Source organism: Arsenophonus sp. aPb, assembly GCF_029873475.1.
Taxonomy (GTDB): domain Bacteria; phylum Pseudomonadota; class Gammaproteobacteria; order Enterobacterales; family Enterobacteriaceae; genus Arsenophonus.
In genome coordinates this window covers 184,459-211,402 of sequence record NZ_CP123499.1, presented here as the reverse complement: position 1 = coordinate 211,402, position 26,944 = coordinate 184,459, and the positions used below count along the sequence as shown (strand labels likewise).

General features: G+C 41.1%; 16 protein-coding genes, 4 tRNA genes, 3 rRNA genes and 1 pseudogene. 6 read left to right on the top strand and 18 right to left on the bottom strand.

Going from position 1 to position 26,944, the window contains the following annotated elements; all coding sequences use genetic code 11:
* Window positions 1–492: 492 nt before the first annotated feature.
* Window positions 493–1,974, bottom strand: coding sequence for a ketol-acid reductoisomerase (gene ilvC / locus QE177_RS00855; protein ID WP_280550883.1), 1,482 nt, complete (start codon window positions 1,972–1,974; stop codon window positions 493–495).
* Window positions 1,975–2,165: 191 nt separating this feature from the next.
* Between ilvC and ilvY the strand changes: the two genes are divergently transcribed.
* Complete coding sequence (gene ilvY, locus QE177_RS00850) at window positions 2,166–3,071, top strand: HTH-type transcriptional activator IlvY (protein WP_280550882.1); 906 nt, start codon at window positions 2,166–2,168, stop codon at window positions 3,069–3,071.
* Here the strand turns inward: ilvY and ilvA are convergent.
* The 6 genes from ilvA to QE177_RS00820 form a co-directional block, all read right to left on the bottom strand.
* Window positions 3,018–4,625 carry a threonine ammonia-lyase, biosynthetic gene (gene ilvA, locus QE177_RS00845; protein WP_280550881.1) on the bottom strand — a complete coding sequence of 536 codons (1,608 nt, stop codon included), beginning with the start codon at window positions 4,623–4,625 and terminating at the stop codon, window positions 3,018–3,020. The two genes, ilvY and ilvA, sit on opposite strands and share 54 nt — an antisense overlap.
* A gap of 1 nt (window position 4,626) precedes the next feature.
* Window positions 4,627–6,477, bottom strand: coding sequence for a dihydroxy-acid dehydratase (gene ilvD, locus QE177_RS00840; protein ID WP_280550880.1), 1,851 nt, complete (start codon window positions 6,475–6,477; stop codon window positions 4,627–4,629).
* A gap of 63 nt (window positions 6,478–6,540) precedes the next feature.
* Window positions 6,541–7,467 (bottom strand): branched-chain amino acid transaminase, encoded by a 927-nt coding sequence (locus QE177_RS00835; RefSeq protein WP_280550879.1) that lies wholly within the window; start codon window positions 7,465–7,467, stop codon window positions 6,541–6,543.
* A gap of 9 nt (window positions 7,468–7,476) precedes the next feature.
* Window positions 7,477–7,737: an acetolactate synthase 2 small subunit gene (ilvM, locus tag QE177_RS00830; RefSeq protein ID WP_280550878.1), complete on the bottom strand. Its 261-nt coding sequence runs from the start codon at window positions 7,735–7,737 to the stop codon at window positions 7,477–7,479.
* Entirely contained in the window at window positions 7,734–9,380 is a 1,647-nt protein-coding gene (gene ilvG, locus QE177_RS00825) for an acetolactate synthase 2 catalytic subunit (protein WP_280550877.1), read from the bottom strand. Before ilvG ends, ilvM begins: the two co-directional genes overlap by 4 nt.
* Before the next feature lie 126 nt (window positions 9,381–9,506).
* Window positions 9,507–9,608, bottom strand: coding sequence for an IlvGEDA operon leader peptide (locus tag QE177_RS00820; RefSeq protein WP_135677408.1), 102 nt, complete (start codon window positions 9,606–9,608; stop codon window positions 9,507–9,509).
* 469 nt (window positions 9,609–10,077) lie between these two features.
* On the opposite strand from QE177_RS00820, the gene QE177_RS00815 reads away from it, so the two are divergent.
* Window positions 10,078–11,604 (top strand): YifB family Mg chelatase-like AAA ATPase, encoded by a 1,527-nt coding sequence (locus tag QE177_RS00815; RefSeq protein WP_280550876.1) that lies wholly within the window; start codon window positions 10,078–10,080, stop codon window positions 11,602–11,604.
* Between the two features lie 42 nt (window positions 11,605–11,646).
* Here the strand turns inward: QE177_RS00815 and QE177_RS00810 are convergent, their stop codons facing one another.
* Window positions 11,647–11,985, bottom strand: coding sequence for a DUF413 domain-containing protein (locus tag QE177_RS00810; protein ID WP_026823483.1), 339 nt, complete (start codon window positions 11,983–11,985; stop codon window positions 11,647–11,649).
* A 117-nt stretch (window positions 11,986–12,102) separates the two neighbouring features.
* On the opposite strand from QE177_RS00810, the gene hdfR reads away from it, so the two are divergent.
* Complete coding sequence (gene hdfR / locus QE177_RS00805) at window positions 12,103–12,918, top strand: HTH-type transcriptional regulator HdfR (RefSeq protein ID WP_280550875.1); 816 nt, start codon at window positions 12,103–12,105, stop codon at window positions 12,916–12,918.
* Window positions 12,919–13,193: 275 nt separating this feature from the next.
* Here hdfR and QE177_RS00800 read toward each other — a convergent pair.
* The 8 genes from QE177_RS00800 to murI all read right to left on the bottom strand — a co-directional run bounded on the left by QE177_RS00800 (window position 13,194) and on the right by murI (window position 20,206).
* Window positions 13,194–13,269: transfer RNA gene (locus QE177_RS00800), tRNA-Trp, on the bottom strand.
* 7 nt (window positions 13,270–13,276) lie between these two features.
* Window positions 13,277–13,353: transfer RNA gene (locus QE177_RS00795), tRNA-Asp, on the bottom strand.
* 47 nt (window positions 13,354–13,400) lie between these two features.
* A 5S ribosomal RNA gene (rrf, locus tag QE177_RS00790) occupies window positions 13,401–13,516 on the bottom strand.
* A gap of 181 nt (window positions 13,517–13,697) precedes the next feature.
* A 23S ribosomal RNA gene (locus tag QE177_RS00785) occupies window positions 13,698–16,772 on the bottom strand.
* 343 nt (window positions 16,773–17,115) lie between these two features.
* Window positions 17,116–17,191 (bottom strand) — tRNA-Ala (locus QE177_RS00780).
* 67 nt (window positions 17,192–17,258) lie between these two features.
* Window positions 17,259–17,335 (bottom strand) — tRNA-Ile (locus QE177_RS00775).
* A 66-nt stretch (window positions 17,336–17,401) separates the two neighbouring features.
* Window positions 17,402–18,942: ribosomal RNA gene (locus tag QE177_RS00770) — 16S ribosomal RNA — on the bottom strand.
* Together the 16S, 23S and 5S rRNA genes with 4 tRNA genes alongside form the textbook arrangement of a ribosomal RNA operon.
* Window positions 18,943–19,366: 424 nt before the next feature.
* Window positions 19,367–20,206 (bottom strand): glutamate racemase, encoded by an 840-nt coding sequence (gene murI / locus QE177_RS00765; protein ID WP_280550874.1) that lies wholly within the window; start codon window positions 20,204–20,206, stop codon window positions 19,367–19,369.
* Between the two features lie 337 nt (window positions 20,207–20,543).
* Here murI and trmA point away from each other — a divergent pair, with 337 nt between their 5' ends.
* Window positions 20,544–21,647 carry a tRNA (uridine(54)-C5)-methyltransferase TrmA gene (gene trmA, locus QE177_RS00760; protein WP_280550873.1) on the top strand — a complete coding sequence of 368 codons (1,104 nt, stop codon included), beginning with the start codon at window positions 20,544–20,546 and terminating at the stop codon, window positions 21,645–21,647.
* A 221-nt stretch (window positions 21,648–21,868) separates the two neighbouring features.
* On the opposite strand, the gene fabR is transcribed toward trmA, so the two are convergent.
* Window positions 21,869–22,501: an HTH-type transcriptional repressor FabR gene (gene fabR, locus QE177_RS00755; RefSeq protein ID WP_280552182.1), complete on the bottom strand. Its 633-nt coding sequence runs from the start codon at window positions 22,499–22,501 to the stop codon at window positions 21,869–21,871.
* A 220-nt stretch (window positions 22,502–22,721) separates the two neighbouring features.
* Here fabR and sthA point away from each other — a divergent pair, with 220 nt between their 5' ends.
* Window positions 22,722–24,119, top strand: coding sequence for a Si-specific NAD(P)(+) transhydrogenase (gene sthA / locus QE177_RS00750; protein WP_280550872.1), 1,398 nt, complete (start codon window positions 22,722–22,724; stop codon window positions 24,117–24,119).
* 35 nt (window positions 24,120–24,154) lie between these two features.
* Here sthA and oxyR read toward each other — a convergent pair whose 3' ends face one another.
* Entirely contained in the window at window positions 24,155–25,057 is a 903-nt protein-coding gene (gene oxyR / locus QE177_RS00745; RefSeq protein ID WP_280550871.1) for a DNA-binding transcriptional regulator OxyR, read from the bottom strand.
* A gap of 627 nt (window positions 25,058–25,684) precedes the next feature.
* Between oxyR and argE the strand changes: the two are divergent.
* A pseudogene (gene argE, locus QE177_RS00740) lies at window positions 25,685–26,840 on the top strand (acetylornithine deacetylase).
* The last annotated feature ends 104 nt before the right edge of the window (window positions 26,841–26,944 follow it).

The window sequence follows — 26,944 nt, the reverse complement described above, 5'->3', positions numbered from 1 at the left end:
GATCACGATGGTGATGGAGTAGGCGAATTTCAAATTAACATCTCGGTGAAATGAATGATATAACTAACATCAAATTGCTTATGTAAATCATTTACGGTACTAGATAAAAGATTGTCTATCTGGTTACATTTTTTATTTTCTTATTATTCCATCCATCACTCTAGTGTCGTTTTTTGCTGCTCATTGTGTTAATAAGATGCGTCAATCACGATCAGTGAATGTTCTGTCATATCGCTTAAAATGTCCTTTCTACTCGTAAAGCTCTGACTATATCGACAGGTATTTTAGCTTAGAACTCCCTTTATCGGGTATATAGCAATACCCGATAAAGGTTTGTATTGTTGTAGCAAATGGAAAATCTTTGCCCGTTTGCATCACACTCTGACTTCGCATCTGCTCTCTAACTTCAATCGAATAATGGACAAACTTAAAAGTTACGTAACTGTACCATTATCCTATCAATAGCAGAGACAATAAAATCACCGTGGAATGCTATCTTAATGTAACAGCTTCAATGCGTTTCATATCAGTCATATAATTACGCAGCTTTTTACCTATGGTTTCAATAGGATGATTACGGATCGCTTCATTGACTTCCCGTAGTTGTCTATTGTCAATGTGGATAACAGGCATATTTTTTGCTAAGTCGCCTGGCTGTAAAGCCGCCATAAAATCCTTCAGCAAAGGAATTGCTGCAAAAGAGAATAGATAATTACCATATTCTGCGGTATCGGAAATAACGACATTCATCTCATATAAACGCTTACGCGCAATGGTATTCGCTATCAATGGTAATTCATGTAACGATTCATAATAAGCAGACTCTGAGACAATACCTGCTTGCAACATAGTCTCATAGGCTAATTCAACGCCAGCTTTGGTCATCGCGACTAACAAAAGACCATGGTCAAAATAATCTTGCTCTAAAATTTCTTCCTCATAGGCTGGATAATTTTCAAACGCCGTTTGCCTTGTTTCTGCCCGCCAAGTGAGTAAATCTTTATCATTATTTTGCCAATCTGCCATCATTGTCGCTGAAAATTTGCCGGACATAATGTCATCCATATGTTGCTGAAATAATGGCGCCATAATTGTTTTTAGTTGTTCAGATAATGCAAATGCCCGCAATTTAGCCGGATTAGATAAACGATCCATCATGAGCGTAATGCCACCTTGTTTTAATGCTTCGGTGATCGTTTCCCAGCCATATTGTAATAATTTTCCCGCATAACCCGGCTCGATACCTTCGGCAACCATTTTGTCGTAACAAAGCAATGAGCCGGCTTGTAGCATGCCACATAAAATAGTCTGTTCACCCATCAGATCTGATTTTACTTCAGCCACAAAAGAGGACTCAAGCACACCAGCGCGATGACCGCCTGTGGCAGCTGCCCATGCTTTAGCAATACTTATCCCTTCGCCTTGCGGATCATTTTCTGGATGAACGGCAATCAACGTTGGAACGCCAAAACCTCGCAGATACTCTTCACGAACTTCAGTTCCTGGACATTTTGGCGCAACCATAACAACGGTAATGTCATGGCGGATATGCTCACCCATTTCAACAATATTGAAACCATGAGAATAACCTAGTGCAGCACCCTGCTTCATTAATGGTTGAATGGCCTGCACGACGGCAGAGTGTTGTTTATCCGGTGTTAAATTGATAACTAAATCCGCTTGCGGAATTAATGTTTCATAACTACCCACGGTAAAACCATTTTCTATCGCCTTACACCATGAAGGGCGCTTTTCATCAATAGCTTCTTTACGCAATGCATAGGCAATATCCAGACCGGAATCGCGCATATTTAATCCCTGATTAAGACCTTGCGCCCCACAGCCAACAATTACAACTTTTTTGTCTTTTAAATAACCGCACCCATCAACAAATTCATCACGAGCCATAAAACGGCATTGACTTAATTGTAATAATTGTTGGCGCAGATTTAAGGTATTAAAATAATTAGCCATTGATTAATTTCCCTTATAACTTCAGTATGTTATGGTATATTTTCAATTATTTTATTGTCAGATTACTTAACAAAAAAGTATCGCTATGATGACTATATGTGATCAAACATATTGCGTAAATTGATATATTTAAAATAACATGTTGCAAGAATTGCAATATTAATTTATCACTTTTTATCACAGGAGGCATGATGGATATTCGCGATCTAAAGCTATTTTTACATCTAGCTGATAGCTGTCACTTCGGACGCACGGCTAATGCAATGCATATCAGTCCATCAACATTATCTCGCCAAATACAACGACTGGAAGAAAGTTTTGGTCATATTTTATTTATGCGTGATAATAGAAGAGTAGGCCTCACCGAGGCAGGAAAACAATTTAAACAATTTGCCCAACAAACACTGCTTCAATATCAGCAACTTCGCCACTCACTTAACCAACAGAGCGCCTTATTGACCGGCGAATTACGCCTTTTTTGCTCAGTCACTGCCGCCTATAGTCATTTACCTAAGATCCTGGATAACTTTAGGTTAGAAAATCCTTTAATCGAAATTAAATTAACCACTGGCGACGCAGCGGATGCCGTCAATAACGTTGCTAGACAAGCTGCCGATTTGGCGATTGCCGCTAGACCTGAAAAATTACCTGATAATATGTTATTTAACAAATTAGGCGAAATTCCTCTCGTCTTGATAGCTCCATCACTTGCTGGCACAATTCGGCAACAAGTTTCACAACCGCAACCGAACTGGCAACAGATCCCTTTTATTCTGCCTGAACATGGACCTACCCGCAAAAGAATAGAGCTTTGGTTTCAACGCCATACTATTAATAATCCAGTAATTTATGCTACCGTGTCCGGCCATGAAGCTATTGTATCGATGGTAGCACTCGGTTGCGGTATTGCATTAATACCCAAAGTGGTCGTTGATAATTGCCCAGAATCTGTCCGCAATCGTATTTGGCAACTTGACCCTATTTCACTGGTTGAACCGTTTGATATTGGTATTTGTGTTTTAAAAAAACGCCTTAATGAACCATTAATACGGGTATTCTGGCAATTGCTGCCTGATGCCACTTTGCGCAGTCAATAATTGGCTTGGCGGCGCTAAAAAGAATTGGTATGAGGCATTATTGCTTTCATCACGATATTCATAACCCAATGCAGCTAGATGACGCTCAAAAAGGGCTTCTGGACCAGACACCTCAAAGGCCGCCAAAACACGTCCATAGTCTGTCCCATGACTACGATAATGAAAAAGTGTAATATTCCAATAGGTACCTAACGTTAATAAAAACTTCAGTAGCGCGCCGGGAGATTCTGGAAAGACAAAGCTTAATAGCCGCTCATTGAGTGGCTTTGACGGACGTCCGCCCACCATGTAACGTACATGAAGCCTGGCCATTTCATCAAGGGAAAGATCAGCTACGCCATAACCGGCTCGCCGTAAATCTGCAACAATATCAGCACATTCATCAACCCCATAGCTTAATCGAACTCCAACAAAAATAGACGCTTGCGTTGAATTTATGTCGTTATAACGATAATTAAATTCTGTCACACTACGCTCACCCAAAATTTGGCAGAAGCGCAAAAAACTGCCTTTTTGCTCGGGAATGGTAACAGCTAACAATGCTTCTCGTTGTTCGCCTAATTCACAACGTTCTGAAACATAACGCAAGCCATGAAAATTGATATTGGCGCCCGATAAAATATGGGCTAAACGTTCACCTTTTATACCATGCTGCTGAACATATTTTTTCAAACCGGCCAACGCCAATGCACCTGCTGGCTCTGCTACAGCGCGTACCTCTTCAAATAAATCTTTAATGGCAGCACAGATATTATCACTATTAACCGTAATAATATCATCGAGATATTTTTGACATAGACGAAAAGTTTCATCGCCAATACGCTTAACGGCTACCCCTTCAGCAAATAAACCCACAGTAGGTAAATCTACCGGATGACCCGCTGCTAAAGCGGCTTTGAGGCAAGCCGCATCTTCGGGCTCAACAGCAATAATTTTAATATCAGGCATTAGTTGTTTGAGCAGGGTCGCGATACCAGCAATCAATCCTCCGCCGCCAACGGGCACAAAAATACGATCAAGGTGAGGAGCTTGTTGTAATAATTCCATCGCTATTGTTGCTTGACCTGCAATCACTGCCGGATGATCAAACGGTGGCACATAGGTGTATCCTTTCTGATGCGCAATTTCAATCGCTTTTGCTTTTGCCTCATCAAAATTCGCCCCATATAAAAACACCTCAGCCTGTAAACATCGAACAGCATCAACTTTGATATCTGATGTAGCTAATGGCATCACAATTAGTGCCGGGATCCCCATCCGACTGGCAGATAACGCAACACCTTGTGCATGATTACCAGCCGAAGCGGTAATAACACCACTCGCTCGCTGCTCGGCTGACAAACTAGCAATCATGTTATAAGCGCCACGTAGCTTAAAACTATGCATTAATTGCAGATCTTCACGCTTAACCAAAATTGTATTATCAAACCGCTCAGAGATTTTTTTCATCTCCTGTAATGGGGTGACTTGTGCAATTTGATAAACGGGTGCCTTTAATGCTGCGCTTAAATAATCCGCAGCTGAAGGTGAACTCTGCAAACAAGACATCACCATTTTATCCTCCTAGCTTAGCTCTATCACGCACCGCTCCCTTATCTGCGCTTGTTGCCAATGCAGCATAAGCGCGTAGGGCAAATGAAACTTTACGTTTACGCTTGCGTGGCATCCATGCTTTGTCGCCACGTTGCAATTCAGATTGTCTACGTTGATCTAATAATGTGTTATCAATATTTAAGGCAATCCTGCGAGCGGGAATATCAATATCAATAATATCGCCATCTTCAATTAAGGCAATCAAACCACCACTTGCCGCTTCTGGCGAAATATGGCCAATGGATAATCCTGAACTACCACCAGAAAAACGGCCATCAGTAATTAATGCACAACTACTGGCTAATCCCATTGATTTGAGATAAGACGTAGGATAAAGCATTTCCTGCATACCTGGCCCTCCTCTCGGTCCTTCATAGCGAATTACCACTACATCTCCAGCAACAATTTTGCCGTTCAATATTGCTGCTACCGCCTCCTCTTGACTATCAAACACCTTGGCTGAACCACGAAATGTCAGGCAATTTTCATCAACTCCTGCGGTTTTGACAATACAGCCATCGACTGCCAGGTTACCAAATAAAACAGCCAATCCGCCATCCTGGCTATAAGCATGCGCTAAATTGCGAATACATCCTGTTTGACGATCGAGATCTAAGGATGGCCAACGGCAGGTTTGTGAAAATGCTTGGGTAGTACGAATACCGGCCGGCCCTGCAGCGTACATCTGTTTCACCGCATCATCCTGCGTCAATATGACATCATACTGCGTTAACATTTGCTCGACATTTAAACCAAGAATATTTTTTACCTGACGATTAAGTAATTGCGCGCGATCTAACTCACCTAAAATAGCGACCACCCCACCGGCCCGATGGACATCTTCCATATGATATTTGGTCGTACTGGGTGCTACTTTACACAAATGTGGTACTTTACGTGATAAATGATCAATATCTGCCAAAGTAAAATCAACCTCAGCTTCCTGAGCTGCCGCTAATAAATGTAATACCGTATTCGTCGATCCTCCCATTGCAATATCGAGTGTCATCGCATTTTCAAATGCCGCTTTAGTGGCAATATTACGTGGCAAAACACTGTCATCATCCTGCTCATAATATTTTTTCGTGATCTCAACAATACGTTTACCGGCAGCCAAAAACAGCTGTTTACGATCGGTATGCGTCGCCAATAAAGAACCGTTACCAGGCAAAGATAATCCTAATACCTCGGTCAAACAGTTCATTGAATTAGCAGTAAACATGCCTGAGCATGAGCCGCATGTTGGGCAAGCTGAACGTTCGATTTGTTCACTTTCTTGATCACTCACAGTCGGATCCGCACTTTTGATCATGGCATCGACCAAATCAAGTTTAATAATCTGATCAGAAAGTTTGGTTTTACCTGCCTCCATCGGGCCGCCCGATACAAAAACAGCCGGAATATTTAAGCGCAATGCTGCCATCAGCATGCCTGGTGTAATTTTGTCACAATTAGAAATACAGACCATCGCATCGGCACAATGAGCATTAACCATATATTCAACGGAATCAGCAATAAGCTCGCGAGACGGCAGCGAATACAACATACCGGCATGCCCCATTGCAATACCATCATCAACCGCAATAGTATTAAACTCTTTTGCCACGCCGCCAACAGTTTCTATTTGTTTAGCCACTAACTGACCAAGATCACGTAGATGCACATGTCCAGGGACGAATTGCGTAAATGAATTGACAACCGCAATAATTGGCTTGCCAAAATCAGCATCGGTCATTCCGGTTGCCCGCCAAAGTGCTCTTGCACCAGCCATATTACGGCCATTGACCGTTGTAGTAGAACGATATTTCGGCATTTTTGCTCCCTTGGTATAAAAATTGACGAGAACGAGTCGCCAATAAACATCTATCAATTTGAACTAACTATTGACAGGATCTAACCAATCCCATTTATCTTTTGTCGAACCGTCAAATAAACCAAAAAAAGCCTGCTGGATACGTTTAGTTACTGGGCCACAATGACCAACCCCGACTTGAATACCATCAACACTACGAACTGGCGTAATCTCAGCTGCAGTACCGGTCATAAAAATTTCATCCGCCAGATACAACGATTCACGTGATAACATTTGTTCACGAACTTCAAATCCCAATTCAGTGGCTAATTTGATAATTGCATCACGTGTGATGCCTGGTAGTGCTGACGAGGTAAATGGCGGTGTAAAAAGTACCTTATCCTTAACTTCAAATAGGTTCTCACCCGCACCTTCGGAAATATAACCATTAACATCTAACGCTATGCCTTCCTGATAGCCATGACGACGCGCTTCACTACCTACCAGTAAAGACGATAGATAATTACCACCGGCTTTAGCCGCTGTCGGGATGGTATTGGGTGCGGCGCGATGCCAAGACGAAACCATCGCATCAATACCTTGTTCTAGTGCTTTTTCACCTAGATACGTTCCCCATGGAAAAGCCGCAATAATGACATCCGTTTTATAACCTGGTGGTGGATTAACTCCCATACCAACATCACCAATAAAAACGAGTGGTCTAATATAGCCACTAACTAACTTATTTTTACGAATGGTTTCGCGACAGGCTACCATTAATTCATCAACGCTTTGGTTTAAAGGCATGCGATAAATTTTTGCTGAATCGTGTAAACGCTGCATATGCTCACGATGGCGAAAAATTACTGGGCCTTGATGAGAGTGATAACAGCGAATACCTTCAAAAACCGAAGTACCATAATGCAAAGAGTGAGACATAACATGTATCTTTGCTTCCGCCCAGTGCACCATTTCTCCGTTGAACCAAATATAATCTGCCTTTTTTGTCATTTTTTTACCTTACATTACGATTGATTGTTTGACAGCTTGTTGCTTGATTTCAATATCAAAAACATCTACCAATTTAATTAACTGCGAACAAAGTAGATTCAGTGGACGCTGACTATTAACCGTTATTTCAATGCTAACGTTATTTCTATCCAATACTTGATTCATACTTATTGTATTAACCTGAAATCCACGATGACGAGTTACCCGCAAAATGCGCTCTAAAATCTCTGGTCGAAAGCGCGCTTCAATATTTAATCGATAGTGTCTCATAAGGGTTTCTCCATCATTTTTTCATTGCTGGCGCCAGGAGGAACCAACGGCCAAACATTTTCTAACTCATCAATAGATACCTGTAGCAAATAAGGGCCAGCATGACTAAATAATCTATCCAGTGCGTCGTTAATTTCTGATGTTTGCGTAATACGCTGACCGGCAATATCGAATGATGCTGCTAATGCAATAAAATCTGGATTATCCGTTAACTGGGTTTCACTGTAGCGTTGTTGAAAAAATAATTCTTGCCATTGACGTACCATACCCAGACGTTGGTTATCGATAAGCACAATTTTGATCGCTAATCGTTGGCGCTTTATGGTAGCTAATTCCTGAATGTTCATCATAAAAGAACCATCACCTGAAATACAGATAACCGCTGCATTAGGGCGAGCTAACTGAGCGCCGATTGCGGCAGGAATGCCAAATCCCATTGAACCTAATCCACTTGAGGTAATAAAATTTTCCGGTGCTCGAAATGTCATATGCTGTGCTGTCCACATCTGATGTTGTCCTACATCTGTTGTAACTATCGTATCTACATGCATACGTTCTGAGATTTGTTTTAACAAAGCAGGGACATCGATAGCTTCCCCAGTATGGTTATAATTCCATTCATATTCGCTTTTCAATGCGCTTACTTTGGCTTGCCATGATGCAATATTTAATGGACGAGCTAATTGTGGTAACAATAGTTTTGCATCACCGGGTAAACAAACATGCGCCTGACGCAATTTATTCAATTCAGCATGATCTATATCTAAATGGATGACTTTGGCATTAGGCGCAAATGTATTCAATTTGCCGGTCACACGATCATCAAATCTTGCGCCTACCGCCAACAATAGATCACATTCCTGTACAGCAAAATTTGCCGCTTTGCTACCATGCATACCTAACATCCCCAAATAATGAGGCTCATCTGGTGTGACAGCACCAAGTCCCTTTAACGTAGCAACAGTGGGTAATCCGGTGATAGCAATAAAATCTCTCAACTCAGCGACCGCTCCTGACATACCAATCCCACCACCCACATACAAAATAGGCTGCTTCGCTTGCTGCATAATTTCACATGCGGTTGCTAATTGATTGGCAGAATAAAATGATTTTTCTTCAGCTGGCATAAAATAGGGCAGCAAATGGGTTGTTTGTAACTGTATATCTTTGGGTATATCAATTAAGATGGGTCCTGGGCGCCCCGTTGTCGCAATATTGAAAGCCTCAGTAATAACCTGTGGCAACATCTCAACAGAATCCACTAAGAAACTGTGTTTAGTACAAGCTAACGAGAGACTTAAAACGTCAACTTCCTGAAAGGCATCTGTGCCAATAAACTCCAAAGCAACCTGTCCTGTTATGGCAACGATAGGCACTGAATCTAATAATGCATCAGCTAAGCCTGTGATCAAATTTGTTGCTCCTGGCCCTGATGTTGCGATACAGACTCCTGGTTTATTCGTTGCTCTTGCATAACCAATTGCAGCCATAACAGCACCTTGCTCATGACGACATAACAAATGCTGCAAATCACTATCATACAAAGCATCATAAACAGGCATAATGGCTCCCCCAGGATAACCAAAAATCTGTTCAACCCCTTCGCTAATTAATGCCTGAACTAACCATTGCGCTCCATTCATTGTTTTACTCCAGCAACCTAATGTATTTGTTTATTTTTCTGAACTCTCACCGGTAACTAACACAAATTTAAAGCTAAAAAAAAACCCCGCGCCTTTCGGTGCGGGGTTCTTGTGAAATCTGGCTAGTTATTCTGCCTTTCTTCTTCCAAGTGCTGCCCCGCACGGTGGAATAATCACCACCACGCTCACAATAATTAGGTTAATTATTAGGGCAAACACATTCGTCATAATATTCGTTCTTTGATCTCGATAATTTATTTACTTATTTAGTGTTAACACGTTGACACTGATTTGACAATAGTTATTTTATTTTTTTATCGAAAAATAAAAAATGACGATTAGAATCAATAAATTTCTTTCATAATGAAATTATTTAACAGCTTTAAAAAATAATTGAAATAAAAAACTATAAAATTCAAATAATAAAGACAGTTACACTAAAATACAAATATTATTTGGTTTTGTATAAAACGATTAGTTTCATTTTATTAGTTATGCATAGATTAATAATCCAGATCATTTTAAATTAATTAATAGCCGTTTTTTATTATAAATAATGACAGCACCGTCCTAAAAAATTACAACAAAAGTAAAAGTTTCGGGCACTTCTCTAACAACCTTCTCATATTCACTAAAACCTAGTTGTGCTTAATTTACTAACAAAGAAAATAGTAATATGACATTTTAGGGAGGCAATATGGCACTAGCTGTTATTTACACCAGAGCTTCAATTGGTATGCATGCACCGCGAGTAACAGTTGAGGCACATATTAGTAATGGACTACCTGGACTTACTCTGGTAGGGTTGCCTGAAACAGCTGTAAGAGAAGCCCGTGATCGTGTTAGAAGTGCTTTAATAAATAGTGGTTTTCAGTATCCATCTAAAAGAATAACCATCAATTTAGCGCCTGCAGATCTGCCAAAAGAAGGCGGGCGTTACGATCTAGCTATCGCACTTGCCATTTTAGCGGCATCGGAACAAATTACATCGATAAAATTAAATCAATTCGAATTCCTTGGCGAATTAGCACTTTCTGGCCAAATTCGTCGAATAACAGGGGTAATCACCGCAGCACAAGCTGCATTAAAAAATCAACGTAAATTGATTACTTCGATAGAAAACGCAAATGAATTAAATTTGTTACCAACAGAAAGTGTCTATTTTTGTGAACATTTACTCGCTGTTTGTCATTTCTTACATGATCAAAATACTTTACCTCACAATCAAGAAATGCCTATTACCAACCATAAGCACACTAACATAACAGATATCAATGATGTTATTGGTCAACAGCACGCCAAGCGCGCATTAGAGATCACAGCCGCAGGAGGACATAATCTTTTATTGATTGGGCCACCAGGCACAGGTAAGACCATGCTTGCCAACCGCCTAATTACTCTCTTACCTGATCTCACCAATCAAGAAGCGCTAGAGGTAGCTTCAATAAAAAGTTTGTGTGATATTTCATTTGATAACGAAAAATGGCTTACACGGCCATTTAGAGCTCCTCATCACAGTGCTTCTATGGCAGCATTGATCGGTGGCGGCAGTTTACCCAAACCTGGGGAAATATCTTTAGCTCATAATGGTATTTTATTTCTTGATGAACTGGCCGAATTTGAACGAAAAGTGCTCGATGCACTTAGGGAACCACTAGAATCTGGTGAAATAGCAATTTCACGTGCAAAAGCTAAAGTTAATTTTCCAGCTAATATTCAACTTATTGCCGCTTTAAATCCCAGCGCTATGGGTCACTATAAAGGTATATATAACCGAGCCAACCCAAAACAGATCCTCCGTTATCTAGCAAAGATATCTGGGCCATTCTTAGACCGTTTTGATCTCTCTATAGAGGTACCACTTTTACCACTAGGTACATTAAGCCATTCTACACCAACGAATGAAACCAGTTTCGATATAAAACAACGTGTTATACAAGCAAGAAAACAGCAAATTGAACGTTCGGGTAAAATTAATGCAAAACTAAATAGCAAAGAAGCCACACTTTTTTGTAAACTAAAACCGAATGACGCTCTTTTTTTAGAAACAACATTAAATAAACTTGGCCTCTCAATCAGAGCTTGGGGTCGTATATTGAAAGTTTCACGAACTATTGCTGATTTAAAACAGCAACAACAAATTGAAAAAATTGATATTATTGAAGCAATTAGCTATCGCAGTATGGATAAGCTACTTATTCAGTTACAAAAACAAATTGCATAACAAAGGGGTATTAAAACCCCTTTTTTTAGATCTATGATGATATTAATCATCAGTATCGGTATAGTCTTCTGAAGGATCCAGTTGTGGTTTACCTCCTGATAAGGTATGAAAACGCTTAGGTCGGCTAATACGAGACATATATTTAGACCATACTTTTTCTTCTGGTGTCACAGGTTCGCGTTCACCGCGACACATAGCAACAAAAAGTTTTTCTTCTTCTGTCTGAGGTTGGCGCTTACCTAAATCAAGTTCATTGAAAGCTTGACCGCAACGTTCTAACAACTGAGCTTCTTTAATGGTGAAATCACCATGACGAGAAAAACCTCGAGGATAATTTTTATTATCAAAAAAACGATTAGTCGTGATAAAGCTTTCTGCCATCTAACACACTCCTACCTCTCTAATGTCAACTCATTATGGCGCGGAGTATTAGTTAGCAATTGCATTCTGTAAAACAAAACATTTAAATCGTTAAGATTAAAAATTTTGGAGATTGCTGTGGATACTGAATTATTAAAAACTTTTTTAGAAGTTAGTAAAACCCGACATTTTGGTCGAGCAGCCGAATCGTTATACCTAACACAATCAGCGGTAAGTTTTCGAATACGCCAATTAGAAACTCAATTAGGGACCGTTTTATTTGCTCGTCATCGCAATAATATTCGTTTAACTGCGGCAGGCGAACGCTTGATCCCCTACGCTAAATCGTTAATAAATACCTGGCTACAAGCTAAAAAAGAAATTTCTCATCAATCATTACAAACAGAATTTTCAATAGGCTCGACAATATCACTATGGGAAGGATGCTTAACAAATTGGATTCAACTTATTTATCAAAAACATAAAGAGTTTCATCTAGAATGTAGAATATCAACACGACAATCTTTAGTAAAACAACTGCATTCACGCGAACTTGATTTACTTATTGCGATCGAACCACCAAAAATGGATGAGTTTGAAAGCGCTATCATTGGTGAAATAAAATTACAACTGATGACAAATAAAAAAAATTTAACTTTATCGAAATTCAATCTTATCAAACTTGACTGGAGTGCTGATTTCAATACCACTGAAAAATCATCTTTACTTGAAAATTCGCCTACACTGCTAACAACATCAGCTAATCTTGCACGGGAACTATTATATCCAACCAAATCTGCCGCTGTTTTACCCATTCATTGGCTTAATCAACATCATGAATTAGAAACACTATCGAAAGTTATCTACAGCAAACCAATTTATGCTATTTGGTTACAAAATAATGAACAAGAAACGTTTATTAATAAATTAGTAAAAATACCTATTGAGGAATAACTAATTATGAATAAGTAAAAATATAAACTTCTAGTTTCATAACTAATCATTAACAAAAAATATTTATTAAGGCAAAAAAGTACAAAAAAACTACGATCGTTTTTTGTCTATAATATCTAGCAAAAATAAAATGATAGGACAAAATCTATCAATTTTAATAAATAAAAATTAGAATATTAAGATAAGAATATAGTTTTGGACGGCTCATAGACAAAAACCCAGTCAGTTAAACTGGGTTTTTTGATATTTAATAACACTATCTATAAAGCTATAAATGGCAGGGGCGGAGAGACTCGAACTCCCAACACCCGGTTTTGGAGACCGGTGCTCTACCAATTGAACTACGCCCCTAAATAGGTGGCGGTGCGGACGGGACTCGAACCCGCGACCCCCGGCGTGACAGGCCGGTATTCTAACCAACTGAACTACCGCACCACCCGATTTATCTCACTAACAGCCTTAGCTATTAGCATTAAATTAAAGTCTGGCAGCTCCCTACTCTCACATGGGGAGACCCCACACTACCATCGGCGCTACGGCATTTCACTTCTGAGTTCGGCATGGGGTCAGGTGGGACCACCGCGCTATTGCCGCCAGACAAATTCTTTTTTCGCTATCCTGTTTCATTACGCTGCTATCTCGGCCAGCCTTTCGCCTCATTCACATACCTCAGTATGCACCTAGCGCCAGCTCACTGCCATTCACGTAAATTCCTACAGGAGTCAATCTCCGAACAAGCTAAAATTTCTTCTCTCTTCTCAAAACACCTTCGGTGTTGTCAGGTTAAGCCTCTCGGGTCATTAGTACTGGTTAGCTCAACGTATCGCTACGCTTACACACCCAGCCTATCTACGTCCTCGTCTCGAACACCCCTTATAGGACATTGCTGTCAGGGAAGACTCATCTTGAGGCAAGTTTCCCGCTTAGATGCTTTCAGCGGTTATCTCTTCCGCACTTAGCTACCAGGCTATGCCATTGGCATGACAACCTGTACACCAGTGGTGCGTCCACTCCGGTCCTCTCGTACTAGGAGCAGCCCCCCTCAATCTTCCTTCGCCCACGACAGATAGGGACCGAACTGTCTCACGACGTTCTAAACCCAGCTCGCGTACCACTTTAAATGGCGAACAGCCATACCCTTGGGACCTACTTCAGCCCCAGGATGTGATGAGCCGACATCGAGGTGCCAAACACCGCCGTCGATATGAACTCTTGGGCGGTATCAGCCTGTTATCCCCGGAGTACCTTTTATCCGTTGAGCGATGGCCCTTCCATTCAGAACCACCGGATCACTAAGACCTACTTTCGTACCTGCTCGCGCCGTCACGCTCGCAGTCAAGCTGGCTTATGCCTTTGCACTAACCTCACGATGTCCGACCGTGATTAGCCAACCTTCGTGCTCCTCCGTTACGCTTTGGGAGGAGACCGCCCCAGTCAAACTACCCACCAGACACTGTCCTCAGCCCGGATTACGGGCCTAAGTTAGAACATCAAACATTAAAGGGTGGTATTTCAACGTTGGCTCCATGCGAACTGGCGTCCACACTTCAAAGCCTCCCACCTATCCTACACATCAAGGCTCAATGTTCAGTGTCAAGCTATAGTAAAGGTTCACGGGGTCTTTCCGTCTTGCCGCGGGTACACTGCATCTTCACAGCGAGTTCAATTTCACTGAGTCTCGGGTGGAGACAGCCTGGCCATCATTACGCCATTCGTGCAGGTCGGAACTTACCCGACAAGGAATTTCGCTACCTTAGGACCGTTATAGTTACGGCCGCCGTTTACTGGGGCTTCGATCAAGAGCTTCGCCTTACGGCTTACCCCATCAATTAACCTTCCAGCACCGGGCAGGCGTCACACCGTATACGTCCACTTTCGTGTTTGCACAGTGCTGTGTTTTTAATAAACAGTTGCAGCCAGCTGGTATCTGCGACTGGCTTCAGCTCCATGGGCGAACCACTTCACCTAACGCCAGCGTGCCTTCTCCCGAAGTTACGGCACCATTTTGCCTAGTTCCTTCACCCGAGTTCTCTCAAGCGCCTGAGTATTCTCTACCTAACCACCTGTGTCGGTTTGGGGTACGATTAACGGTTACCTATCGCTTAGAGGCTTTTCCTGGAAGCTTGGCATCAACTACTTCACCACCTTGGTGGCTCGTCATCACGCCTCAGTGTTATAGCCATGCGGATTTGCCTGCACGACCCACCTACACGCTTAAACCGGGACAACCGTCGCCCGGATAGCCTAGCCTTCTCCGTCCCCCCTTCGCAGTAACCCTTAGTACGGGAATATTAACCCGTTTCCCATCGACTACGCTTTTCAGCCTCGCCTTAGGGGTCGACTTACCCTGCCCCGATTAACGTTGGACAGGAACCCTTGGTCTTTCGGCGAGCGGGTTTTTCACCCGCTTTATCGTTACTTATGTCAGCATTCGCACTTCTGATACCTCCAGCAGACCTCTCAGTCCACCTTCGACGGCTTACAGAACGCTCCCCTACCCAACAACATTGCTGTTGCTGCCGCAGCTTCGGTGCATGGTTTAGCCCCGTTACATCTTCCGCGCAGGCCGACTCGACCAGTGAGCTATTACGCTTTCTTTAAATGATGGCTGCTTCTAAGCCAACATCCTGGCTGTCTAAGCCTTCCCACTTCGTTTCCCACTTAACCATGACTTTGGGACCTTAGCTGGCGGTCTGGGTTGTTTCCCTCTTCACGACGGACGTTAGCACCCGCCGTGTGTCTCCCGTGATAACATTCTTCGGTATTCGTAGTTTGCATCGGGTTGGTAAGTCGGGATGACCCCCTAGCCGAAACAGTGCTCTACCCCCGAAGATGAATTCACGAGGCGCTACCTAAATAGCTTTCGGGGAGAACCAGCTATCTCCCGGTTTGATTGGCCTTTCACCCCCAGCCACAAGTCATCCGCTAATTTTTCAACATTAGTCGGTTCGGTCCTCCAGTTAGTGTTACCCAACCTTCAACCTGCCCATGGCTAGATCACCGGGTTTCGGGTCTATACCCTGCAACTTAACGCCCAGTTAAGACTCGGTTTCCCTACGGCTCCCCTATGCGGTTAACCTTGCTACAGAATATAAGTCGCTGACCCATTATACAAAAGGTACGCAGTCACCCCATCCTCAAATGTCCCGCTTGTCTTTGCGGCCAATCTTGTCCGCTTTTTTAACTTCCGCTGCTCGTGTACTTTTAGGTACACTGCGCTGCGGCTTGAAAAAACCGAACAACCTTGTTGGCAAAGCCTGCGCTGTTATTGTGATGGTATGCCATCACCCAACTGCCGAGGCACTTGAGTGATGGGGCTCCCACTGCTTGTACGTACACGGTTTCAGGTTCTTTTTCACTCCCCTCGCCGGGGTTCTTTTCGCCTTTCCCTCACGGTACTGGTTCACTATCGGTCAGTCAGGAGTATTTAGCCTTGGAGGATGGTCCCCCCATATTCAGACAGGATAACACGTGTCCCGCCCTACTCTTCGAGCTCACAACACTAACATCTTCGGATACGGGGCTATCACCCTTTATTGCTGGGCCTTTCCAGACCCTTCTCCTGATACTAATATCGATGCTGACTCTGGGCTGCTCCCGTTCGCTCGCCGCTACTAGGGGAATCTCGGTTGATTTCTTTTCCTCGGGGTACTGAGATGTTTCAGTTCCCCGGTTCGCCTCGTTTGACTATGAATTCATCAAACGATAGTGCATTAATGCACTGGGTTTCCCCATTCGGACATCGCCGGCTATTACGCTTCATATCAGCTTACCGACGCTTTTCGCAGATTAGCACGTCCTTCATCGCCTCTGACTGCCTAGGCATCCACCGTGTACGCTTCATTCGCTTAACCTCACAACCCGAAGATGTCTTTTATTTCACTATCATTCTGATAGGTTATGGCTGCGCGTGCAGCAATTCTTTGTTGGGCAGTGCTCGCAATGCTCACGTACTTTTGTACGCTGCGCTTGCTGCGCGCTGGCCGCCTCGAATTCCTGACTGCTCGCTCATAATGCCTGCCTTCCTGACAGCGAATACACTTCACGTTGGAGTTTGAGAGTTCTCCACATTATTTTTCTCAATAATGTGTGTTTCAATTTTCAGCTTGTTCCAGATTGTTAAAGAGCATTATTATTCGCAGCATACTGTTGCCAGCCTGCTCTGAATAACTTTTTATCTAGTTTTATCTTGCAATATGGTGGAGCTAAGCGGGATCGAACCGCTGACCTCCTGCGTGCAAAGCAGGCGCTCTCCCAGCTGAGCTATAGCCCCATTAAGATTCTTGTATCATTACTCCTTCCCGCTAACTTCGCCTTTAGGCAATATCTGCCAGCAATCTTGGTAGGCCTGAGTGGACTTGAACCACCGACCTCACCCTTATCAGGGGTGCGCTCTAACCACCTGAGCTACAAGCCTAATGATACCTTCTGCTCAATCTTCATCAGACAATCTGTGTGAACACTCACATTCCATCTATCTCGGTAAGGAGGTGATCCAACCGCAGGTTCCCCTACGGTTACCTTGTTACGACTTCACCCCAGTCATGAATCACAAAGTGGTAAGCGCCATCCCGAAGGTTAAGCTACCTACTTCTTTTGCAACCCACTCCCATGGTGTGACGGGCGGTGTGTACAAGGCCCGGGAACGTATTCACCGCGACATGCTGATCCGCGATTACTAGCGATTCCGACTTCATGGAGTCGAGTTGCAGACTCCAATCCGGACTTCGACGTACTTTCTGAGTTCCGCTTCCCCTCGCAGGCTCGCCTCTCTGTATACGCCATTGTAGCACGTGTGTAGCCCTACTCGTAAGGGCCATGATGACTTGACGTCATCCCCACCTTCCTCCGGTTTATCACCGGCAGTCTCCTTTGAGTTCCCGACATAACTCGATGGCAACAAAGGATAAGGGTTGCGCTCGTTGCGGGACTTAACCCAACATTTCACAACACGAGCTGACGACAGCCATGCAGCACCTGTCTCAGCGCTCCCGAAGGCACGCCTCTATCTCTAAAGGCTTCGCTGGATGTCAAGAGTAGGTAAGGTTCTTCGCGTTGCATCGAATTAAACCACATGCTCCACCGCTTGTGCGGGCCCCCGTCAATTCATTTGAGTTTTAACCTTGCGGCCGTACTCCCCAGGCGGTCGATTTAACGCGTTAGCTCCGGAGGCCACAGTTCATGACCACAACCTCCAAATCGACATCGTTTACAGCGTGGACTACCAGGGTATCTAATCCTGTTTGCTCCCCACGCTTTCGCACATGAGCGTCAGTCTTTGTCCAGGGGGCCGCCTTCGCCACCGGTATTCCTCCACATCTCTACGCATTTCACCGCTACACATGGAATTCTACCCCCCTCTACAAGACTCTAGCTAACCAGTCTTGAATGCCATTCCCAGGTTAAGCCCGGGGATTTCACATCCAACTTAATTAACCGCCTGCGTGCCCTTTACGCCCAGTAATTCCGATTAACGCTCGCACCCTCCGTATTACCGCGGCTGCTGGCACGGAGTTAGCCGGTGCTTCTTCTGTCGCTAACGTCAATTGCTAAGACTATTAACCTTAACACCTTCCTCACGACTGAAAGTACTTTACAACCCGAAGGCCTTCTTCATACACGCGGCATGGCTGCATCAGGCTTGCGCCCATTGTGCAATATTCCCCACTGCTGCCTCCCGTAGGAGTCTGGGCCGTGTCTCAGTCCCAGTGTGGCTGATCATCCTCTCAGACCAGCTAGAGATCGTCGCCTAGGTGAGCCTTTACCCCACCTACTAGCTAATCTCATATGGGTTCATCCGAAGGTGTGAGGCCAGAAGGTCCCCCACTTTGCTCCTTAGAGATTATGCGGTATTAGCCACCGTTTCCAGTGGTTATCCCCCGCCTTCGGCCAGATCCCCATACCTTACTCACCCGTCCGCCGCTCGCCGGCAAGAAAGCAAGCTTTCTCCCGCTGCCGCTCGACTTGCATGTGTTAGGCCTGCCGCCAGCGTTCAATCTGAGCCATGATCAAACTCTTCAATTAAAAGTTTGATGCTCAAAGAATGTTTTACTGGCCGTAACGCTTTTTTTTTGCCACTTTGTCGGCCTTTTACCGCCTTCGCCGTTGCCCAAAATAACGTTACTGCTTATTAGTTCATATATGAATTAACTGTTTTGTCACTCTTCAAGACTTAATCTTCAAATAGTTTTTGATGATGTCTTGCGAGTGCCCACACAGATTGTCTGATTAATTGTTAAAGAGCGTGCGACCGGAGTCGCGAGGTGGCGTATATTACGCTTTTCACCTGTAAAGTCAAGTAGTTATTTCTACTTTTCTTTTTTATCACTGATTAAAAATGTAATTGTTTATTCTCAACCAGTGGGAGCGCATTATAGGCGGTTTTACGCCGCTGGCAACCGTTATTTAAAAAAAATTGTCTAATTGGTTTATATTTCGACAAATCGGCTTAAATAGAAATTTTTTCTAACTGATTAAAACCTTCATTCATCAATACAGGGATAAGCTTTTCAGCTTCAACATCCATTCTAGTGCAATAAGCGATATTTCTATTTTTTGTTAAAATCAGATTTGGATGATTATTGATTAACCAAACCGCTCGTCTAGCAATTGCTGCGCCAGAATCAATGAGTCTGGTTCCGTCAAACAACACTTCTTTTAGTTCTGCCGATAATAACGGGAAATGTGTACAACCGAGCACAATGGTGTCAGGAGGTTCTTTCATTTTTAACCACGGTTTTACAATGCGCACTAATGTTTCTTTTGAGATTATTTGACCATGAAGTTTTTTTTCTGCTAATTCGACTAATTCTGATGAGGCAATCATCTCAACTTTACAATCAACAGCAAATCGGTCGATAAGCTCTCTAGTATAGTTTCCACTAACAGTCGCCTTGGTTGCTAATAATCCAATAATACCATTACGTGTTAATTTAGTTGCTGGTTTTATTGCGGGAACAACGCCTATAATTGGAAATTGAAAATGTGCTCTTAAAATAGGTAGACTGACCGTACTTGCCGTATTACAAGCAATAATTGCTATTGCCAATGCGTGTTTTTGTTGAATTTGATCGATGAAGCGAATAATACGTTCAATAATAAATTCGGCACTCTTCTCTCCATAAGGAAAAGCATCATTATCAAAAGCATAAATATAGTGTAGATCTGGCAATAATTGTCTGACTTCACGGTAAACAGATAACCCACCAACACCAGAATCAAAAATTAGAATAGTTGGCCGAGCCGTTTTCAACTGAGCAGAGGTTACTTTTTTTATTTCATTTTTCATTCATTTCATCACAATAATGAACAATATGCTGATAAGAGAATTGTTAGTAAAAATAGTCATGAGTAATTATACAGTAATATTAGATTGAATAAATCCATGTGCAGTTGTATAACTGCCCACTTGTTTTAAGACAATATTATAACTTATTTTTATTTTTGCATTACCTTCCAATATCGATGGCCTAAAATTTTACGACTCTTACTATCAATATTGGAAAAATAAGCTTAGGAAAACTATTTTAACTAGGATCCATAAATCGTGCATCAAAGCTAGACATCTCTTTCTCTTTCCCTACAATCTCACGATAGAAAATTTTTTATAATATGAATCTGAATACATGCTAAATAATTTATCAATTACCCAATACAACTCGCAGTTAACAGAAAAAATTAAATATTTAAACAGTATTATGCTGCCTTATAATGCACCTAAGCCAGAAATTTTTCGTTCTGATTTTTCCCACTATAGAATGCGCGCTGAATTTCGCCTCTGGCATGAAGGACAAGATTTATTTCATATAATGTTTGATCAAACAACTAAACAACGTATAAGAATTGATCAATTTCCTGTTGCTTGTAAATTAATTAATCAAATGATGGTTGCCTTAATTCCCTTAATTAAAAGTAAATCTGTTTTACGTTATAAACTTTTCCAAGTAGATTATTTATCAACATTAAGTAATAAGATTATTGTTTCGTTAATTTACCACAAAAATTTGGATGAGGAATGGATTGAACAAGCTAAACAATTACGTATCGCTTTAATTAATCAAGGTTTTGATATACAGCTCATCGGACGCGCGGCAAAAACAAAAATTATATTAGAACAGGATCATATTGATGAGGTATTACCTATTGCTGGTAAGTCAATTATTTATCGCCAAATTGAAAATAGTTTTACCCAACCCAATGCCGGAATAAATATCAAAATGTTAGAATGGGCAATTGATTGTACTAAAAACGCAAAAGGAGATTTACTTGAGCTTTATTGTGGAAATGGTAATTTTTCTATCGCACTAGCGCAAAATTTTAATCGCGTACTGGCAACTGAGATTGCCAAACCATCAGTAACTGCTGCTCAATATAATATTGAAGCTAATAAAATTAATAATGTAAAAATTATTCGCATGTCAGCAGAAGATTTCACCCAAGCAATACAAGGTGAACGTCAGTTTAGACGCCTCGAGGATGTTGATTTAATGAGTTATAAATGTAAGACAATTTTGATTGATCCTCCTCGTTGTGGTTTAGATGAAAAAACACTTGAATTAGTACAAAAATATCCACGTATTCTTTATATATCCTGTAATCCCAATACACTTTGTCACAATCTAAATATACTTAATAAAACCCATAAAATTCATCGATTATCATTATTCGATCAATTTCCTTATACCCACCATATTGAGTGTGGAGTTTTACTTGAGAATAAAGATATTTAAATGAGAGAGAAACGCCATTAAAAATATGGCGTTTTATAAGTCATAATAGCAAAGAATCTATCTAGCGATGGCGAATATAATTTTACTGTTAAAATAAATATTAAATAATATTAATATAAATAATATCTCTCTAATACTTATAATATTAAAAACCATTTAAAAAGCTAATATAGAAAATAATAATAAATAATTGCAATTTGGAGTTTACTGCAAAAAATTATTTATAATTTGATATTATGTTTTTCCTGTTCGCGACGATACCAATAATAGGCGCCTCTAGCGATCATTCTAAGTTGTAAAACTAACCGCTCTTCCAAAAGTTGCCTTTTTTCCTGCTCAATATCTAATGCTTCAGCCCCCGCACTAAATACAATAGTAACCATGGCTTCTGCTTGTATTTCAGTAAAATATCGAGGCATACTACTTTCCTGTTGCAAGTAATCGGCCAATTCAGCAATAAAATGCTGAATTTCTCTGGCAACTGCAGCACGAAACTCAGCCGATGTGCCTGAACGTTCACGCAGCAATAACCGAAAGGCATTCGGATTATTACCAATAAATTCCATAAAAGTAGCAACAGATGTTCGAATGACACTACCACCTTTTGCAATTCGCTGTCGAGCTTGACGCATTAATTGACGGAGCATGAGCCCGCTTTCATCAACCATGGTCAATCCTAATTCATCAACATCACGAAAATGTCGATAAAAAGAAGTGGGTGCAATACCTGCTTCTCGCGCAACTTCACGTAAGCTGAGACTAGTAAAGCTACGCTCAGCACTCAATTGACTAAAAGCCGCTTCTATCAGAGAACGACGCGTTTTTTCTTTCTGCTTTGCTCTAATGCCTGTAATATTACTCACAGTAATTAATATACCTCTTCGATAATAATGCAACTAGACCACTATACCAAATTTTAACAGATTTGCAGTGTTCTTAAGTTTAACTAGTATATAAGGAATTTCTGTTTATTTATTAAAATGTAAAGCCTGAATCTTATATTTAAGCATGATTAAAGAAGATAATGTTAATGTGAGTTGTCTATTCGTATTTACATAATATAGGTTATACCGAATGCCACAGATTCAATTTGATACTATCGTTATTGGTTCCGGCCCCGGGGGAGAAGGCGCAGCAATGGGGTTGGTAAAACAAGGGAAAAAAGTTGCCGTCATTGAACGTTATAATAAAATTGGTGGTGGTTGTACCCACTGGGGAACCATTCCCTCTAAAGCACTTCGGCATGCAGTCAGCCGAATTATCGAATTTAATCAAAATCCATTATATAGCGATAAGTCCCGACTTTTACGCTCTTCTTTCTCCGACATTCTTAAACAAGCCGAAACCGTAATCAATCAACAAACACATATGCGACAAGGATTTTACGAACGGAATGGTTGTAATATGTTTGCTGGTGAAGCCTCTTTCATTGACGAACATACCGTAAAAGTTCTTTATAATGATGGTACTGACGATACGCTATATGCTGAAAAAATTATTATCGCAACCGGCTCTCGTCCTTATTGTCCACCCGATGTCGATTTTCAGCATTCACGCATTTACAATAGCGATTCGATTTTAACACTCAATCATGAACCCCGTCATGTTATTATTTATGGTGCAGGGGTAATTGGCTGTGAATATGCTTCAATTTTTAGAGGGTTAGGGGTAAAAGTTGATCTTATTAATACTCGTGATCACCTTCTCTCGTTTCTAGACCAAGAAATGTCAGATGCTTTATCATACCATTTTTGGAATAATGGTGTTGTTATTCGCCATAATGAAGAATATGAAAAAATCGAAGGAACAGATGATGGCGTAATTATTCATCTGAAATCAGGTAAAAAAGTCAAAGCCGATTGTCTATTATATGCTAATGGCCGTACAGGAAATACCGATAATCTAAATTTAGAAAATATCGCTATTCCTATTGATAATCGAGGTCTGATTAAAGTTGACGCTACCTATCGTACTCATAATGAAAATATCTATGCTGTCGGCGATGTTATTGGTTATCCCAGTTTAGCTTCAGCAGCTTATGATCAAGGTCGTCTCGCAGCCCGTGCAATAACAACAGGTCACGGTGATACCCATTTAATTGAGGATATTCCAACCGGGATCTACACCATTCCTGAAATCAGTTCTGTCGGTAAAACCGAACAACAATTGACTGCCATGAAAATTCCTTATGAAGTCGGGCGCGCCCAATTTAAACACTTAGCCAGAGCACAGATAGCAGGGATGAATGTAGGCAGTTTAAAAATTCTATTTCATCGCGAAACATTAAAGATTTTAGGTATTCACTGCTTCGGGGAGCGTGCAGCAGAAATTATTCATATTGGACAGGCAATTATGGAGCAAAAAGGTGAAGGTAATACTATTGAATATTTCGTTAATACTACCTTCAATTATCCAACTATGGCAGAAGCATTTCGGGTTGCTGCGCTAAATGGATTGAACCGTCTGTTTTAACCAAATAGAACCCAATATTAGAAGTAAGTAAACAATTAATTTTTACTATAGTATCGCTGCATTTGTTTACGTATTGCCTCAGCAAATTGTTCATGACAACTTCTAAGCGGTGAACCAGGGCGATAAACTAAAACAATCGAACGTGAAGGAACAGGGTTAATACAATCAAGATAATAGACGCCATCACGTTTTATCTCTTTCGGCACCGATAAATCTGGCAAAAGTGTTATACCACTGCCGGCTGCCACCATGTTACGTAATGTTTCCAAACTGGTGGCTCGAAAGTGGGTATCATCTTTGGCTCCAACCTGAAAACAATATCCCATCGCTTGATCACGTAAACAGTGACCATCCTCCAACATGAGTAATTTCTGCCCAACAAGCTCTTGCATCTCAATTTCCTTACGATTGAACCACGGATGCCCTTCATAAATGGCTAATCGCATAGGTTCCTCATAGAGAGGAATTTCAATAAAAGCTTCAGTCTCTTTCACTTGCGCTAATATTGCACAATCCAGTTTACCATTATTTAATTGCGCTAACAGATGGTGTGTCTGTGCTTCATGTAAATACATCTCCAGTTTAGGAAATAAACGGTGTAATTCTGGAATGATGTGAGGCAAAAGATAAGGGCCAATGGTAGGAATTAATCCTATGTGTAACGGACCTGACATGCTTTCACCTTGTAAGGAAGCCATTTCCTGCAATATTTTAACTTCTCGCAGTACTGTTCTAGCTTGTTCAACTAATAATAATCCCTGCTGAGTAAACAAAACCTTTCGGCTTGTTCGCTCTAGTAACATAACACCTAAATCGTCTTCCAATTTACGAATTTGACCACTTAGGGTCGGTTGACTAACATGGCAGGCATCTGCAGCACGCCGAAAATGTTTATGCTCAGCTAATGCTACAAGGTACTCCAAATCACGAATATTCATGCCTATTCCTTCCCTAAATATAAATTTGATAGAATCAACCTATCTATTCATCATAATGGATCCAGTTTTCCTATCAACGAAAAAATTCAGCAATAAAATTTATTTTTGTAATTCATAGATAAAAGCAATGAAATTAAACGGTTGCATGATGAGTTGTTTATCGCCAATGACTGATTCTGCTGAGTTGCTAAAATTGCACAACTAACTTGCGACCATAAAACACAGCCTCAACTCCATATTTACAGAATATTCAGACTCACTAAGCATCGATTGGGTACATCACTAATAAAGGCTTGTCTGAACTCTTATGGTCAAATTAATTGCCATTACTTAATTTGAATCGATCCATTGCGATAATTATTTTATTAATAGTATTATTACGTTATGGCAAATTTTTTTATATCCTTAAATAAAATCTTTATATCGCAATATATATTATAACGACGAACCTATACACCATTAATTTTCCTTTTTCATGTATATATTGGGGTTATGGATTAAAAGGAAAAATTAGTATCATTAACATTCTCATTAATAAATCTTGTACACTGAACTAATATTAATTACTGTATTTTTATTCAAAGAAATGCATGAGTATTGAAATTTTAGTCATTAAGGCTGGTAGCAGTGAAAGCGAAACTCCCGACATTTATTGAGTTATATCGTCAATTAATTGCCATACCATCAATTAGTTCTGTCGATGCAAGACGCGATCAAAGTAATGAAGCATTAATTAATCTACTGGCAGAATGGCTAAAGACGCTAGGTGGAAAAATCACCATTCAACCAGTGCCAGAAACTCGCCATAAATTCAATTTACTGGCAACTTTTGGCCAAGGAGAGGGGGGATTACTACTCTGTGGGCATACTGATACGGTTCCTTTTGATGACGGGCGCTGGACAAAAGATCCTTTCCAATTAACGGAATATAGCAACAAGTTATATGGTTTAGGCAGCGCGGATATGAAAGGGTTTTTTGCTTTTATTATTGATACTTTACGCAATATCGATATTCATCAGCTACAACATCCCATCTATATTTTGGCAACTGCTGATGAAGAAACCACCATGGCAGGGGCACGTTATTTTTGCTACAACTGCTGAAATTCAGCCTGAATTAGCGATTATTGGCGAGCCAACTTCACTGCAACCCATTCGCGCTCATAAGGGGCATATTGCCAATGCCATCCGTATTACCGGTCAATCAGGCCATTCAAGTGATCCAGCCCAGGGTATCAATGCGATTGAATTGATGCATGAAACCATTAGTCAGTTAATTATGCTTAGAAATAGACTAAAAACTGATTACCATCACAAGGCATTTGCTATTCCCTACCCAACAATGAATTTTGGCCATATTCATGGCGGGGATGCAGTAAATCGAATTTGTGGCTGTTGTGAATTACATATCGATATTCGCCCACTACCTGGTCTATCACTACAAAATTTGGATGAATTATTGCATGCCACGCTTGAACCGATTAACCATCGTTGGCCTAATCGCATTACTATTGAGGAACTACATCCTGCTATTCCAGGTTTTGAATGCCCTATAAATCATAAGATGTTGAAAATAATTGAAAATTTATTAAATACGAAAGCACGAACCGTTAATTACTGTACCGAAGCACCTTTTATTCAAACGCGCTGTCCGACATTAATATTAGGGCCTGGTTCAATAGAACAAGCGCATCAACCGGATGAATTTATTGAAATTAAATATATAAAACCAACAATTGAATTACTTTCACAAATGATATCTCATTTTTGTTTGAAAAAATAAACTACTACATAGAAAATCAAATAAGCTAAGTTACTGTTCCTGTCGTTTATTGCACCATCATTGTGCGTTTAAGGTGCCTAAAACGCACATAAATAGTGCAATTT

Coding starts and splice junctions, on each gene's coding strand:
- ilvC (WP_280550883.1), bottom strand. CDS start 1,974: ATGGCTAATTATTTTAATACCTTAAATCTGCGCCAACAATTATTACAA.
- ilvY (WP_280550882.1), top strand. CDS start 2,166: ATGGATATTCGCGATCTAAAGCTATTTTTACATCTAGCTGATAGCTGT.
- ilvA (WP_280550881.1), bottom strand. CDS start 4,625: ATGGTGATGTCTTGTTTGCAGAGTTCACCTTCAGCTGCGGATTATTTA.
- ilvD (WP_280550880.1), bottom strand. CDS start 6,477: ATGCCGAAATATCGTTCTACTACAACGGTCAATGGCCGTAATATGGCT.
- QE177_RS00835 (WP_280550879.1), bottom strand. CDS start 7,467: ATGACAAAAAAGGCAGATTATATTTGGTTCAACGGAGAAATGGTGCAC.
- ilvM (WP_280550878.1), bottom strand. CDS start 7,737: ATGAGACACTATCGATTAAATATTGAAGCGCGCTTTCGACCAGAGATT.
- ilvG (WP_280550877.1), bottom strand. CDS start 9,380: ATGAATGGAGCGCAATGGTTAGTTCAGGCATTAATTAGCGAAGGGGTT.
- QE177_RS00820 (WP_135677408.1), bottom strand. CDS start 9,608: ATGACGAATGTGTTTGCCCTAATAATTAACCTAATTATTGTGAGCGTG.
- QE177_RS00815 (WP_280550876.1), top strand. CDS start 10,078: ATGGCACTAGCTGTTATTTACACCAGAGCTTCAATTGGTATGCATGCA.
- QE177_RS00810 (WP_026823483.1), bottom strand. CDS start 11,985: ATGGCAGAAAGCTTTATCACGACTAATCGTTTTTTTGATAATAAAAAT.
- murI (WP_280550874.1), bottom strand. CDS start 20,206: ATGAAAAATGAAATAAAAAAAGTAACCTCTGCTCAGTTGAAAACGGCT.
- trmA (WP_280550873.1), top strand. CDS start 20,544: ATGCTAAATAATTTATCAATTACCCAATACAACTCGCAGTTAACAGAA.
- sthA (WP_280550872.1), top strand. CDS start 22,722: ATGCCACAGATTCAATTTGATACTATCGTTATTGGTTCCGGCCCCGGG.
- oxyR (WP_280550871.1), bottom strand. CDS start 25,057: ATGAATATTCGTGATTTGGAGTACCTTGTAGCATTAGCTGAGCATAAA.